Here is a 13,061-nt window from a genome sequence, read left to right as displayed (position 1 = left end):
AGGGATGAGCTGCGGCGACAACATCAACAGGAGACAGCTATGCGAATCAGACTTCCGCGCGTCCTGATGCTGGTCGGTGCCCTCGCGCTGGCCTGGACCGGCACCGCGCAGGCCCAGCCGAATCTGGAGAAGCTCAAGCAGATGAAGGTCGCATCCACCGACCTGAACATCCCGGTCGTGCCGCAGACCGGCAAGAACGCCGATGCGATCAAGGAGAACCTGAAGCGCGTCAAGCTGCCGCCCGGCTTCAAGATCGAGCTCTATGCGATCGTGCCCGATGCGCGCCATATGGCCGTCGCTCCGAGCACGAACATGCTCTTCGTCGGCACGCGCAAGACCACCGTCTGGGCCGTCACCGACCGCAACAGCGATGGCGTCGCCGACGAGGTGAAGAGCTTCGCGCCCAGCCTGAAGTTCAGCAACCCGAACGGCGTCTGCTGGACGAAGGACGGCTTCCTGATCGTCGCCGAACACAACCGGGTGCTGAATTTCCCGGCCGCCGAGTTCTTCTACGAGGGGCCGGACGTCGCCGTGATCGAGGTCGTTCCGCAGGGCAAGCTGATCCCGCCCGAGGAGGAGAGCTACAACCATGGCGCGCGCACCTGCCGCGTCGCCGACGACGGCAAGCTCTACATCACCCTGGGCCAGCCCTACAACGTGCAGCCCAAGGAGAAGGTGGCGCTGTACGAGCAGATCGGCATCGGTGGCATGGTCCGGCTCAATGCCTTCGATGGCTCGGGCCGCGAGGTGGTCGCCCGCGGCGTGCGCAACTCGGTCGGCATGGACATCAACCCCAAGGACAAGAGCGTCTGGTTCACCGACAACCAGACCGACGGCATGGGCGACGACACGCCGCCGGGCGAGCTGAACCGCGTCTCCAAGATCGGCGAGCATTTCGGCTACCCCTATGTGCACGGCCACAATGTGCAGATCGCGGGCACCGCCGCCGCGCCGGACCTGAAGGACATGAAGCCGCCGGCCGCCTGGACCAAGCCGCAGATCGAATTTCCGGCCCACCAGGCCCAGCTGGGCATGAGCTTCTACAACGGCAAGATGTTCCCGGCCAAGTACCAGGGCGGCATCTTTGTCGCCGCCCATGGCTCCTGGAACCGCAGCAAGGCCAGTGGCGGCCTGGTCAACTTCGTCTCGATGAAGGCCGATGGCACGGCCGACAAGAGCGAGGTCTTCGCCGAGGGCTGGCTGGACGAGAACGGCATCTACCGCGGTCGCCCGGTCGACGTGGCGGTGGCCAAGGACGGCTCGCTCCTGATCAGCGACGACTTCGCCGGCGCGATCTACCGCGTCAGCTACAGCGCGCCGTGATGAGCCTTGCCTCGCTGGCCAGGCCGGCGCTCGCCGGCCTCGTCCTGCTCTCGCTGACCGGCCTCGCGCCGGCCGGCGATGTGGAGGCCGGCCGCGCCAAGGCGCAGGCCTGCGCGGTCTGCCACGGGCCGCTGGGCCTGTCGACGGCGCCCGACGCGCCGAACTTGGCCGGCCAGCCCGAGCTCTATCTGGCCGCGCAGCTGCGCGCCTACCGCAGCGGCGCGCGCAAGCACGAGGTGATGGGCGTGATGGCCAAGCCGCTCAGCGACGAGGACATCGCCAATCTGGCTGCCTGGTTCGCGGCCATCCGCGTGGAGGCACAGCCGCCGAACTGAAGCCGGCCAAAGCCGACATTCGTGAGTTTCTAGGCGCCGCCCTCTAAAAATGGCCGGAGCCGGCGCCAGGGTCCCGGGCTTTCTGCAAAATAGAACGACCGTTCGTTTTATTATTCGGCTTCCGCAGCCGCCCCCGGGACCGCCAGTGTCAGCCATCACCAGCCCCAGCAGCAAGCAGACCAGCCCGGCCACGCCGGTGGCTGCGCGCAAGCCCGCCCGCGTCGCGCGCTCGCTGCAAAAGGGCCAGCAGACGCGCGCCATCATCCTGGAGGCCGCCCTGCAGCAGGCCTCGCACATGGGCCTGGAAGGCCTGTCGATCGGCGCCCTGGCCGACCAGACCAAGATGAGCAAGTCCGGCGTGTTTGCCCATTTCGGCTCGCGCGAGGAGTTGCAGATCGCCGTCGTCACCGAATACCACGCGAAGTTCGAGGAAGAGGTCTTCTTCACCGCGATCCGCGCGCCGCGCGGCCTGCCGCGGCTGCGCGCGATGTTCGAGAACTGGGTGCGCCGCGTCTCGGTCGAGATCGACTCGGGCTGCATCTATATCAGCGGCGCCGTCGAGTTCGACGACCGGCCCGGCCCGGTGCGCGATGCGCTGGTGGCCATGGTCAAGGCCTGGCACGCGGCGCTGCACAAGGCGATCACCCTGGCCCAGCAGGCCGGCCATCTGCGCGCCGACGCCGATGTCGAGCAGATTCTTTTCGAATTGCACGGACTGATTCTGTCCCTGCACCACGATGCGCGCTTCATGCGCAGCCCGGGCGCGCTGGAGCGCGCCGGCAAGGGCTTCGAGCGCACGATCCAGTTCTATGCCACTGCGGCCGGTGCCGCGGTGACCCAGCAAGCCTCCGAACCGGTCGCCGGCAAAAAGCGACCCTGATCCCCTGAACTTTCCCATCCAAGGACTAGGACATGCCCCAGTACAACCCGCCCCTGCGCGACATGCAGTTCGTCATGCATGAGCTGTTGAACGTCGTCGACGAGCTGAAGCTGCTGCCCGCCCATGCGGACATCGACGTGGACACGATCAATGCGGTGCTGGAAGAGGGCGGCAAGTTCGCCTCGCAGGTAATCGCCCCGCTGAACCTCAGTGGCGACGCCGAGGGCTGCCAGCTCGACAAGAGCACCCACGAAGTGACGCCGCCCAAGGGCTTCAAGGAAGCCTACAAGCAGTATGTTGAGGGCGGCTGGCCCGCCCTGTCCTGCGACCCCGAGTTCGGCGGCCAGGGCCTGCCGCTGATGATCAACCAGGGCCTGTACGAGATGATGAACTCGGCCAACCAGGCCTGGACCATGTACCCGGGCCTGAGCCATGGCGCCTACGAGGCCCTGCACGCACACGGCACGCCGGAGCAGAAGGCGACCTATCTGCCCAAGCTGACCTCGGGCGAATGGACCGGCACCATGTGCCTGACCGAGCCGCATTGCGGCACCGACCTTGGCATGCTGCGCAGCAAGGCCGAGCCGCAGGCCGACGGCACCTACAAGATCACCGGCTCCAAGATCTTCATCTCGGCCGGCGAGCACGATATGGTCGAGAACATCGTCCATCTGGTGCTGGCCCGCCTGCCGGACGCGCCGGCCGGATCGAAGGGCATCTCGCTCTTCGTCGTGCCCAAGTTCAAGGTCAATGCCGATGGCTCGCTGGGCGAGCGCAATCCGGTCTTCTGCACCGGCCTTGAGCACAAGATGGGCATCCATGCCAATTCGACCTGCCAGATCACGCTGGAAGGCGCCGTCGGCACCCTCGTCGGCCAGCCGAACAAGGGCCTGGCCGCGATGTTCGTGATGATGAACGCTGCCCGCCTCGGCGTCGGCAACCAGTCGCTGGGCCTGACCGAGGTCGCCTACCAGAATGCCGTCGCGTATGCGAAGGACCGCATCCAGATGCGCGCGCTGTCGGGCCCGAAGTCGCCCGACCTGCCGGCCGACCCCATCATCGTCCACCCGGATGTGCGCAAGATGCTGCTGACGGCGCGAGCCTATGCCGAAGGCGGCCGCGCGCTGGCCACCTATGTCGCGCTGCAGCTGGACAAGGCGCTGGCCTCCGACGACGAGGACGAGCGCAAGGAATGCGAGGCCGAGGTCGCGCTGCTGACCCCCATCATCAAGGCCTTCATCACCGACAACGGCTGGATCGCCACCTCGCACTGCATGCAGGTCTTCGGCGGCCATGGCTTCATCCACGAGTCGGGCATGGAGCAGTTCGTCCGCGATGCGCGCATCAATATGATTTATGAAGGCACCAACACGATCCAGTCGCTGGATCTGCTGGGCCGCAAGGTGCTGGCCAACAACGGCGCGACCTTGAAGAAGTTCGGCAAGAAGATTGCCGCCTTCGTCGAGGAAGAGGGCGTCGTTGAGGCGATGCAGGAGTTCGTCAACCCGCTGGCCGACATCGGCGACAAGGTGACCAAGCTGACCACCGAGATCGGCATGAAGGCCTTCCAGAATCCGGACGAGGTCGGCGCCGCCGCCGTTGACTATCTGCGCGTCGTCGGCCACCTGACCTTTGCCTACTTCTTCGCCCGCATGGCCAAGATTGCGCTGGAAAAGCAGGGCAGCGGCGACAAGTTCTACACCGCCAAGCTGGCCACCGCGCGCTTCTACTTCGCCAAGCTGCTGCCCGAGACGGCCGGCCTGATCCGCAGCTGCCGCGCCGGCCTGACGCCGCTGATGGAGATGGACGAAGCGCTGTTCTGAACCGGTCCCCGAGCTTCCCCCCAACAGGAGACAAAGCGATGATCAAGCAACTCGTCACGGCGGCCGTCATCGGCCTCGCGGCCCAGGCGGCGCTGGCGCAGACCAGCCCGGTGGGCCTGTGGAAGACCATCGACGACGACGGCAAGACCGAGAAGTCGCTGGTGCGCATCAGCGAGAGCGGCGGCGTGCTGACCGGCACGATCGAGAAGCTGTTCGACGCCAAGAGCGCCGACAACCGCTGCGACAAGTGCACCGACGACCGCAAGGACAAGCCCATCGTCGGCCTGCAGATCATCCGCGGCATCAAGCAGGATCCCGATGACAAGGCGCTGTGGGGTGGCGGCGAGATCGTCGACCCGAACAACGGCAAGATCTACAAGGCGCGGCTGAAGCCCATCGAGGGTGGCAAGAAGCTGGAGATGCGCGGCTATGTCGGCACGCCGATGTTCGGCCGCACGCAGACCTGGGTCCGCGTCGAGTGATGTTTATCGGCGGAGCCTGGGCTCCGCCGCAATGATTGATTAGGAGAAGTCCGTGAGTCGATTCCAAGTTCGCAAAGTCGCCGTGCTCGGCGCTGGCGTGATGGGCGCGCAGATCGCTGCGCATCTGGTCAACGTCAAGGTGCCGGTCGTGCTGTTCGACCTGCCGGCCAAGGAAGGCCCGAAGAACGGCATCGTCGGCAAGGCCATCGAAGGCCTGAAGAAGCTCAAGCCGGCCCCGCTGGGCGTGCCCGAGAACGCCGCGCTGATCCAGCAGGCGAATTACGAAGAGCATCTGGAGCTGCTGAAGGACTGCGACCTGATCATCGAGGCGATCGCCGAACGCATGGACTGGAAGCTCGATCTGTACACCAAAATCGCGCCGTACATCGCCCCGCATGCGATCGTCGCCTCGAACACCTCGGGCCTGTCGATCACCAAGCTCAGCGAGGTGCTGCCGGAAGAAATCAAGCCGCGCTTCTGCGGCATCCATTTCTTCAACCCGCCGCGCTATATGTACCTGGTCGAGTTGATCAACACGCCGACCACGCGTCCTGAAGTGATCGACCAGCTGGAAAGCTTCGTCACCACCGCCGTCGGCAAGGGCGTCGTGCGCGCCAACGACACGCCCAACTTCGTCGCCAACCGCATCGGCGTTGCCGGCATGATGGCGACGATGATCGAGGCCGAGAAGTTCGGCCTCAGCGTCGACGTCGTCGACGACCTGACCGGCAAGAAGCTGGGCCGCGCCTCCAGCGGCACCTTCCGCACCGCCGACGTCGTGGGCCTGGACACGATGGCCCATGTGATGAAGACCATGCAGGACAATCTGCAGGCCGACCCGTTCTACGCGATGTACGCCACGCCCAAGGTGCTGGCCGCGCTGATCGAGAAGGGCGCGCTGGGCCAGAAGGCCGGCGCCGGCTTCTACAAAAAGGTCGGCAAGGACATCCAGCGCCTGGACTTCGCGACCGGCGAGTACGTGGCCGGGGGCAAGAAGGCCGACGAAATCGTCGCCCGCATGCTTAAAAAACCGGCGGCCGATCGCATCAAGCTGCTACGCGAATCGACGAACCCGCAGGCCCAGTTCCTCTGGTCCATCCTGCGCGACTCCTTCCACTACGCGGCCGTGCACCTGAACACCGTGGCCGACACAGCGCGTGAGATCGACTTCGCGATGCGCTGGGGCTTCGGCAGCCAGCAGGGGCCGTTCGAGCTGTGGCAGGCCGCCGGCTGGAAGCAGGTCGCCGAGTGGATCGCCGCCGACATCGCCGGGGGCAAGACGCTCAGCAGTGCCCCGCTGCCGGCCTGGGTCACTGAAGGCCCGGTCGCGGACAACGGTGGCGTGCACAGCGCCAATGGCTCCTGGAGCGCCGCCGAGGGCAAGTTCAAGCCCCGTGCCAAGCTGCCGGTCTATGAGCGCCAGGCCTTCCCCGAGTCGCTGGTCGGTGAGGGCGCGCCCGAGCCGCTGAAGTCGGGCACCGAGGAGTTCAAGAACGAGGAGGTCCGCGTCTGGTCGCTGGACGGCGAGGTGCTGATCGCCTCGATCACCGCCAAGCTGCACCTGATCAGCCCCACGGTCACCGAAGGCCTCTTGAAGGCCGTCGAGATCGCTGAGGCGAAGTACAAGGGCCTGGTGATCTGGTCGCCGGACGATGTGTTCTCGGCCGGCGCCAACCTCGAGGCGCTGATGCCGGTCTTCATGACCAAGGGCGCCAAGGGCATCGCCCCGGAGGAGAAGAAGCTGCAGGACATGATGCTGCGCATCCGCTACGCCAATGTGCCGGTGGTCGCCGCGATGCGCGGCCTGGCCCTGGGCGGCGGCGCCGAGCTGGCCGTGCACTGCGCGCGCCGCGTCGCGCATATGGAGTCCTATGTCGGCCTGGTGGAGGTGGGCGTCGGCCTGATCCCCGGCGGCGGCGGCCTGGCCTATATCGCCCGCCGCGCGGCCGAAATGGCCGCTGCCGGCAATGCCAATGCCGACATCTTCGCCTTCCTGAAGGACGGCTTCACGACGGCCGCCACCGCCAAGGTCGCGACCTCGGCGCTGGAGGCGAAGAAGAACGGCTTCCTGCTGGACAGCGACATCATCGTGCCGAACAAGGACGAGCTGCTGTTCGTCGCCTCGGCCCAGGCCAAGGCCATGTTCGACTCCGGCTATCGCGCGCCGCTGAAGGCCTTGATCCCGGTCGCCGGCCGCTCCGGCATCGCGACGATCAAGGGCCAGCTGGCCAATATGCGCGACGGCGGCTTCATCAGCGCGCACGACTACCACCTGGCTTCGTTGATCGCCGATGTGGTCTGCGGCGGCGAGGTCGAGGCCGGCTCGCTGGTCGACGAGGAATACCTGATGTCGCTGGAGCGCAAGCATTTCTGCTCGCTGCTGGAGCACCCGAAGACGCAAGAGCGAATCATGGGCATGCTGCAAACCGGCAAGCCCGTGCGCAACTAAGGATCACCGACCATGAGCAAGCAAGTTCAAGAAGCCTTCATCTGCGCCGCCACCCGCCTGCCGATCGGCAAGTCGGGCCGCGGTTACTACAAGAACACCCGCCCGGACGAGATGCTGAGCCGCGCGATCCAGGCCGCACTGGCCCAGGTGCCGGGTCTTGACCCGAGCGCGATCGAGGACGCGATCATCGGCTGCTCCTTCCCCGAGGGCGAGCAGGGCATGAACATCGCCCGCGTGTCGGCGGTGCTGTCGGGCCTGCCGAACACCGTCGGCGGCGTGACCGTCAACCGCTACTGCGCCTCGGGCATCACCGCGCTGGCGATGGCCGCCGACCGCATCCGCGTCGGCGAATCCGAAGTGATGATCGCCGGCGGCGTCGAATCGATGTCGATGGTGCCGATGGGCGGCAACAAGCCCTCGCTGCCGCCGGCCATCTTCGAGCGCGACGAGAACGTCGGCCTCGCCTATGGCATGGGCCTGACGGCCGAGAAGGTCGCCGCCCAGTGGAAGGTCAGCCGCGAGGCGCAGGACGAGTTCGCGCTCGAATCGCACCGCCGTGCGCTGGCGGCGATCGAAGCCGGCCACTTCAAGGCCGAGATGACGCCGTTCGAGATCGTCACCCGCTCGCCCAATCTGGCCGACGGCTCGGTCATCACGAAGAAGCGCCTCGTCGAGGTCGACGAAGGCCCGCGCGCCGATACCTCGCCCGAGGGCCTGGCCAAGCTCAAGCCGGTGTTCGCCGCCAAGGGCAGCGTGACGGCCGGCAACAGCTCGCAGACCTCGGACGGTGCCGGCGCGCTGATCGTGGCCTCGGAGGCGGCGGTCAAGCGCTTCGGCCTGACGCCGCTGGCCCGCTTCGTCAGCTTCGCCGTGCGCGGCGTGCCGCCCGAGATCATGGGCATCGGCCCGATCGAGGCGATTCCCGCGGCGCTGAAGCTGGCCGGCATCTCGGCCGCCGATCTCGGCTGGGTCGAGCTGAACGAGGCCTTCGCCGCGCAGTCGCTGGCCGTCCTGAATGACCTCGACAGCAAGGGCATCGTGCTGGACCGCAGCAAGGTCAACCCGAACGGCGGCGCGATCGCCCTGGGCCACCCGCTGGGCGCCACCGGCGCGATCCGCGCGGCCTCGGTCGTCCACGGCCTGCGCCGCACCGGTGCCAAGTACGGCATGGTGACGATGTGCGTCGGCGCCGGCCAAGGTGCCGCGGGCATCATCGAACGTCTGTAAGACGTCCTGAGCAAGCGCGGCCACGGCCGCGTTTTTCTTGTTTGGAGGCCAGCATCATGATCAGCTTCAAGGCAAGCGACGGCTTCGAACTGAGCGGCCATGTCTACGGCGACGCCGGCACGGCCAAGGCCGGCCTCCTGATCGCGCCGGCCATGGGCGTCGAACAGCGCTACTACGCCGAGTTCGCCCAGTGGATGGCGGCGCAGGGCTGGCTGGTGCTGAGCTTCGATTACCGCGGCATGGGTGCCTCGCGCCCGGCCGCGCTGCGGCGCTCGCTGAAGGGGCTGGACGCCGACATCCGGACCTGGGCCGAGCGCGATGCCGCGGCCGCGCTGGACGAGCTGTCGCGCCGGCTCGGCGATGAGGCCAAGCCGGTGCACTGGCTGGGCCATAGCCTCGGCGGCCAGATCCTGGGCCTGCTGCCGAACCGCGCCCGCGTGTCCCGTGCGGTGACCGTCGGCTGCGGCAGCGGCTACTGGCGCGAGAATGCCGCCGGCCTGCGGCGCTATGTCTGGTGGCTCTGGTACTTCCTGGTGCCCTTGACCTTGCCGCTGTTCGGCTATTTCCCGGGACGCAAGCTACGCAAGGTCGGAGATCTTCCCAAGGGCGTAATGGCGCAATGGCGGCGCTGGTGCCTGGATCGCGACTACATGATGGGCGAGGGCGGCGAGGCGCTGCGCGCGCAGTACGCAGCGCTGGCGACGCCGATGCTGTCGCTGGCCTTCACCGACGACGAGTTCATGTCCCGCCGCAACACCGAGTCGCTGCACGGCTTCTATGCCGGCGCGCGGCCCGAGCTGCGCCGCATTGCGCCGGCCGACATCGGCGCGCGCCGCATCGGCCATTTCGGTTTCTTCCGCAAGAACTTCGAGCCGACGCTGTGGCCACAGGTGCCGGCCTGGCTGGGCTGAACGGGAGCCGATGCTATGCAACGACGCCATCTGCTGATCGCCGCCTCGGCGCCGCCGCTGCTGGCCGGCTGCTCGGGCGAGCTCACGCCCGGCTTCGCCAGCTGGAAGCAGGCGCGCGAGTCGGTGCTGGAGCTGCTGTTCCGCCCGCGCACGCTGCAGGGCGCCTGGACCCTGCCGCAGATGCTGCAGCATGCGGCGCAAAGCATCGAGTATTCGATGCAGGGCTTTCCGGAGGCGAAGAGCGCGCTGTTCCGCCACACGATAGGCAAGGCCGCCTTCGCCGTCTTCGACGCGCGCGGCAAGATGAACCACGACCTCGCCGAGCCGATACCCGGCGCGCCGGCGCTCGACGCCCAGCATGCGCTGAAGACCTCGGTGCAGCGCCTGCTCGATGCGATGGAGGCCTTCGCGGCCTTCAAGGGCGAGCTCAAACCGCATTTCGCCTATGGCGAGCTGAGCCGCGCCGAATACGAGCGCGCGCACCTGATGCACCTCGCCAATCACTGGACCCAGTTGCAGCCCGCCCGCAGCTGAACGAAGCAACCACGACAATCGCTAGGATTCCAAGGAGACCCTTATGAGCATCAAGACCGCCCTCGTCAACGGCGTCGCGACGATCGAGATCGCCCGCCCCGAGAAGAAGAACGCGCTGACCGCCGAGATGTACCAGCAGATGGCCGACGCGATCAAGGCGGCCGCCGCGGCCGGCGAGGCCCGCGCGATCCTGATCACCGGCCAGCCGGGCATCTTCACCTCGGGCAACGACATCGAAGACTTCATGAGCCGCCCGCGCTCGGAAGAGGACGCGCCGGTGTTCCAGTTCATGGAGGCGCTGATAGCCTGCGACAAGCCGGTGATCGCCGCCGTCACCGGCGCCGCCATCGGCATCGGCACGACGATGCTCCTGCACTGCGACTTCGTCTACGTGGCCGACGACGCCCGCCTGGCCATGCCCTTTGTCAGCCTGGGCCTGGTGCCCGAATTCGCCTCCAGCCTGCTGGTGCCGCAGCTGATGGGCAATCGCCGCGCGGCCGAGAAGCTCTTGCTGGGTGACCCCTTCACCGGCGAGCAGGCGGTCGAATGCGGCATCGCCAATGCGGTGCTGCCGGCCAGCGAGGTCGTCAACCATGCGCGCCGCGTCGCCGAGCGCTTCAACAGCCTGGCGCCCAGCGCCGTGCGCGAGAGCAAGCGATTGATGCGCGAGCCGCAGCGCGCCGCCCTGCGCTCGACCTACAAGGCCGAGGCCGAGATCTTCGGCGCCCGCCTGCGCAGCCCCGAGGCGACCGAGGCCTTCCAAGCCTTCTTCCAGAAGCGCCAGCCGGACTTCAGCAAGTTCGAGTGATGCTCACCCAGGCCGCCAAGCTGGCCCTGGCGCCGCTGCTGCTGTGGCAGGGCGCCCAGGTGCGGCGGCGCGCGCTGCGCCTGCCCGAGGCGGCCGGCGCGCGGTCCGGCCTGGCGGGCAGCGGTGAATTGCGCCTGCGTCTGCTGATCGTCGGTGACTCCTCCGGCGCCGGCGTCGGTGCGGCGACGCAGGAGGAGGCCTTGGCCGGTCGCCTGAGCCGGGCACTGGCCGATCGTCTCGGCGGCGCTGTCCACTGGCAGTTGCGGGCCACGACCGGTCATCTGAGCCGCGACGCCTTGGCCGAGCTGCGGCTGGCCGAGTTGCAGCCGGCCGATGTGCTGGTGACGGCCCTGGGCGTCAACGACGTCGTCGGCCAGGTTTCGCCGCGCCGCTGGCTGGCGACGCTGAGCGAGATCGACGCGCTGGCGCGCCAGCGCGCCGGCGTGCGCTACACGCTGCACAGCGCCGTCCCGCCGATGCATGCCTTTCCGCTGTTGCCGCAGCCGCTGCGCTGGCTGATGGGCGCACAGGCCCTGCGTATGAATCGCGCGCTGGGCCGGGCCTTGTTCGGCGATGCCGGCCGGGGCCTGCAGGCCTTGCCGCCTGATCTGCACGGCGCGGCGGCGGCCCGCTTGATGGCCGAGGATGGTTTCCATCCCGGGCCGGCCGGTTATGCGCTGTGGGCCGAGACGCTGGCCGAGCGCATCGCCAAGGAAATGCAGCGCCAGCGCCTCAAATCACATTGAGTTCGCGATAAGGCCGGCCGGCCGCGATCCGCGTCGGCGACAGGGGCCCCAGATCAAGGCTGCGATAGGCGCCGAAGGCAATCAGCTCGGCCAGGCCGCGGCCTATGCCCGGCGCATGCTGCAGGCCGTGGCCCGAGAAGCCGCAGGCCAGGAGCAGGTTGGGGCATTCGGCCAGCGGGCCGACCAGGCCGTTGTGGTCGAAGTCGCACATCTCGTAATAGCCGGCCCAGGCCCGCTCGCAGCGCAGCGTCTCGAAGCCGGGCACGCGCGCCGCCAGGGCCGGCCAGAGCCGTTCCTCAAACAGATCGGCTTCGGGCTCCAGCGGCAGGTCGGGCGCGTCGTCGAGCGGCGGGCCGCCGCAAAGGAACTGGCCGGCCTCGCCCTCGGGGCGCAGCCACAGGCCCGAGGGGTCGATCAGCAGCGGGCAGCCGCTGGCCGTCTCCGGGCTGCGAAAGACATAGACGCTGCGCCGTCGGGCGCTGACCGGCACCTCGAGTCCGGCTGTCGCGGCCAGCGCGCCGGACCAGGCGCCACAGGCCAGCACATAGAGGTCGGCCTGCATCAGGCCCTCGGCCGTCAGCACGCCGTCCAGCGCGCCGCTGGCGTCGCGGCGCAATTCGAGCGCCTCGGCCCGGCGATAGACACTGCCCTGTCGCAGGGCGCGGCGGCGCAATGCCTGCAGCAGGCCCCAGCCGTCGAACCAGCCCTCGCCGCGCCGCCCCCAGCTGCCCAGGGCCAGGTCTTGTGTGGCCAGCCAGGGCCAGCGATGTCGCAGCTCGGTCGGCGTCATCAGCTCGATCTCCGCGCCCTGCGCCGTCTGCAGCGCCTGCAGCTGGCGCAGATCGGCGGCACCCTTTTCCGTCGCCAGATAGAGATAGCCCTGCTCCTGCAGCCCGGCCTCGGGCAGGGCGCGCAGGTAGTGCAGGCCGAACTGCGATAGCGCGATGTTCAGCGGTGTCGAGAACTGCTGGCGTATGGAGGCGGCCGACAGGGCGGAGGACGCGCGGGCATAGCTCGGGTCGCGCTCCAGCACTTCGACCTGCCAGGCCGGCTCGGCGCTGAGCCAGGCCGCCACGGCGCTGCCGATCGCGCCACCGCCGATGATCAGGACCGAGCCAGCCATCGACGGCGTTCAGCCCTGATTGAACGGCCGCGGCTTGCCCTGGTTGTCGATCGCGACATAGGTCAGGTTCGCCTCGGTGACCTTGACGACCTGCGGGTCGGCCGGGTTGCGCTCGGCGACGACCTCCACATGGACGGTGATCGAGGTGCGGCCGACGCGCGTCACCTGCGCATAGAAGGACAGCAGGTCGCCGACCGAGACCGGCTGCTTGAAGATGAACTCGTTGACGGCCACGGTCGCGACGCGGCCCCGCGTGATGCGTGCCGGCAGCACCGAGCCGGCGATGTCGACCTGGGCCATGATCCAGCCGCCGAAGATGTCGCCATTGGCATTGGCATCGGCCGGCATCGGCATCACGCGGATGACCAGTTCGCGCGGCGTGGCGGGGCTGGGGCTGGTGTGGTGGACGTCGGTCATGGG

General features: G+C 68.0%; 13 protein-coding genes. 11 read left to right on the top strand and 2 right to left on the bottom strand.

Annotated elements, in window-relative coordinates; all coding sequences use genetic code 11:
* Positions 1–39: 39 nt before the first annotated feature.
* The 11 genes from QWJ38_RS18615 (at position 40) to QWJ38_RS18565 (ending at position 11,518) form a co-directional block, all read left to right on the top strand.
* Positions 40–1,323, top strand: coding sequence for a PQQ-dependent sugar dehydrogenase (locus QWJ38_RS18615; RefSeq protein WP_290360615.1), 1,284 nt, complete (start codon positions 40–42; stop codon positions 1,321–1,323).
* Positions 1,323–1,658, top strand: a complete 336-nt coding sequence (locus QWJ38_RS18610; protein WP_290360614.1) for a c-type cytochrome — start codon at positions 1,323–1,325, stop codon at positions 1,656–1,658. The genes QWJ38_RS18615 and QWJ38_RS18610 overlap by 1 nt, the downstream gene beginning before the upstream one ends.
* Positions 1,659–1,812: 154 nt before the next feature.
* Complete coding sequence (locus tag QWJ38_RS18605; RefSeq protein WP_434064008.1) at positions 1,813–2,538, top strand: TetR/AcrR family transcriptional regulator; 726 nt, start codon at positions 1,813–1,815, stop codon at positions 2,536–2,538.
* Positions 2,539–2,570: 32 nt separating this feature from the next.
* Positions 2,571–4,361 carry an acyl-CoA dehydrogenase C-terminal domain-containing protein gene (locus tag QWJ38_RS18600; RefSeq protein WP_290360613.1) on the top strand — a complete coding sequence of 597 codons (1,791 nt, stop codon included), beginning with the start codon at positions 2,571–2,573 and terminating at the stop codon, positions 4,359–4,361.
* 38 nt (positions 4,362–4,399) lie between these two features.
* Positions 4,400–4,843 carry a DUF2147 domain-containing protein gene (locus QWJ38_RS18595; RefSeq protein ID WP_290360612.1) on the top strand — a complete coding sequence of 148 codons (444 nt, stop codon included), beginning with the start codon at positions 4,400–4,402 and terminating at the stop codon, positions 4,841–4,843.
* 52 nt (positions 4,844–4,895) lie between these two features.
* Positions 4,896–7,292 (top strand): 3-hydroxyacyl-CoA dehydrogenase/enoyl-CoA hydratase family protein, encoded by a 2,397-nt coding sequence (locus tag QWJ38_RS18590; protein ID WP_290360611.1) that lies wholly within the window; start codon positions 4,896–4,898, stop codon positions 7,290–7,292.
* 12 nt (positions 7,293–7,304) lie between these two features.
* On the top strand, positions 7,305–8,519 hold the full coding sequence (locus QWJ38_RS18585) for an acetyl-CoA C-acyltransferase (protein ID WP_290360610.1): 1,215 nt from the start codon (positions 7,305–7,307) through the stop codon (positions 8,517–8,519).
* A gap of 56 nt (positions 8,520–8,575) precedes the next feature.
* The gene (locus QWJ38_RS18580; RefSeq protein WP_290360609.1) at positions 8,576–9,430 is read left to right on the top strand and encodes an alpha/beta hydrolase family protein; all 855 of its coding nucleotides are present in this window, start codon (positions 8,576–8,578) and stop codon (positions 9,428–9,430) included.
* 15 nt (positions 9,431–9,445) lie between these two features.
* A complete protein-coding gene (locus tag QWJ38_RS18575) occupies positions 9,446–9,964 on the top strand; it encodes a DUF1569 domain-containing protein (protein WP_290360608.1) in 519 nt (172 codons plus the stop codon).
* 43 nt (positions 9,965–10,007) lie between these two features.
* On the top strand, positions 10,008–10,772 hold the full coding sequence (locus QWJ38_RS18570; RefSeq protein WP_290360607.1) for an enoyl-CoA hydratase: 765 nt from the start codon (positions 10,008–10,010) through the stop codon (positions 10,770–10,772).
* Positions 10,772–11,518 (top strand): SGNH/GDSL hydrolase family protein, encoded by a 747-nt coding sequence (locus QWJ38_RS18565; RefSeq protein ID WP_290360998.1) that lies wholly within the window; start codon positions 10,772–10,774, stop codon positions 11,516–11,518. The genes QWJ38_RS18570 and QWJ38_RS18565 overlap by 1 nt, the downstream gene beginning before the upstream one ends.
* Here the strand turns inward: QWJ38_RS18565 and QWJ38_RS18560 are convergent.
* Together QWJ38_RS18560 and QWJ38_RS18555 are read right to left on the bottom strand one after the other, a co-directional pair.
* Positions 11,505–12,641 carry an NAD(P)/FAD-dependent oxidoreductase gene (locus QWJ38_RS18560; protein ID WP_290360606.1) on the bottom strand — a complete coding sequence of 379 codons (1,137 nt, stop codon included), beginning with the start codon at positions 12,639–12,641 and terminating at the stop codon, positions 11,505–11,507. The genes QWJ38_RS18565 and QWJ38_RS18560 overlap by 14 nt on opposite strands.
* A gap of 9 nt (positions 12,642–12,650) precedes the next feature.
* Positions 12,651–13,058, bottom strand: a complete 408-nt coding sequence (locus tag QWJ38_RS18555) for an acyl-CoA thioesterase (RefSeq protein WP_290360605.1) — start codon at positions 13,056–13,058, stop codon at positions 12,651–12,653.
* Positions 13,059–13,061: the final 3 nt, after the last annotated feature.

It is taken from the genome of Roseateles violae (genome assembly GCF_030410485.1).
GTDB classification, from domain to species: domain Bacteria; phylum Pseudomonadota; class Gammaproteobacteria; order Burkholderiales; family Burkholderiaceae_C; genus Roseateles_D; species Roseateles_D violae.
This window is presented reverse-complemented; position numbering and strand designations above follow the sequence as displayed.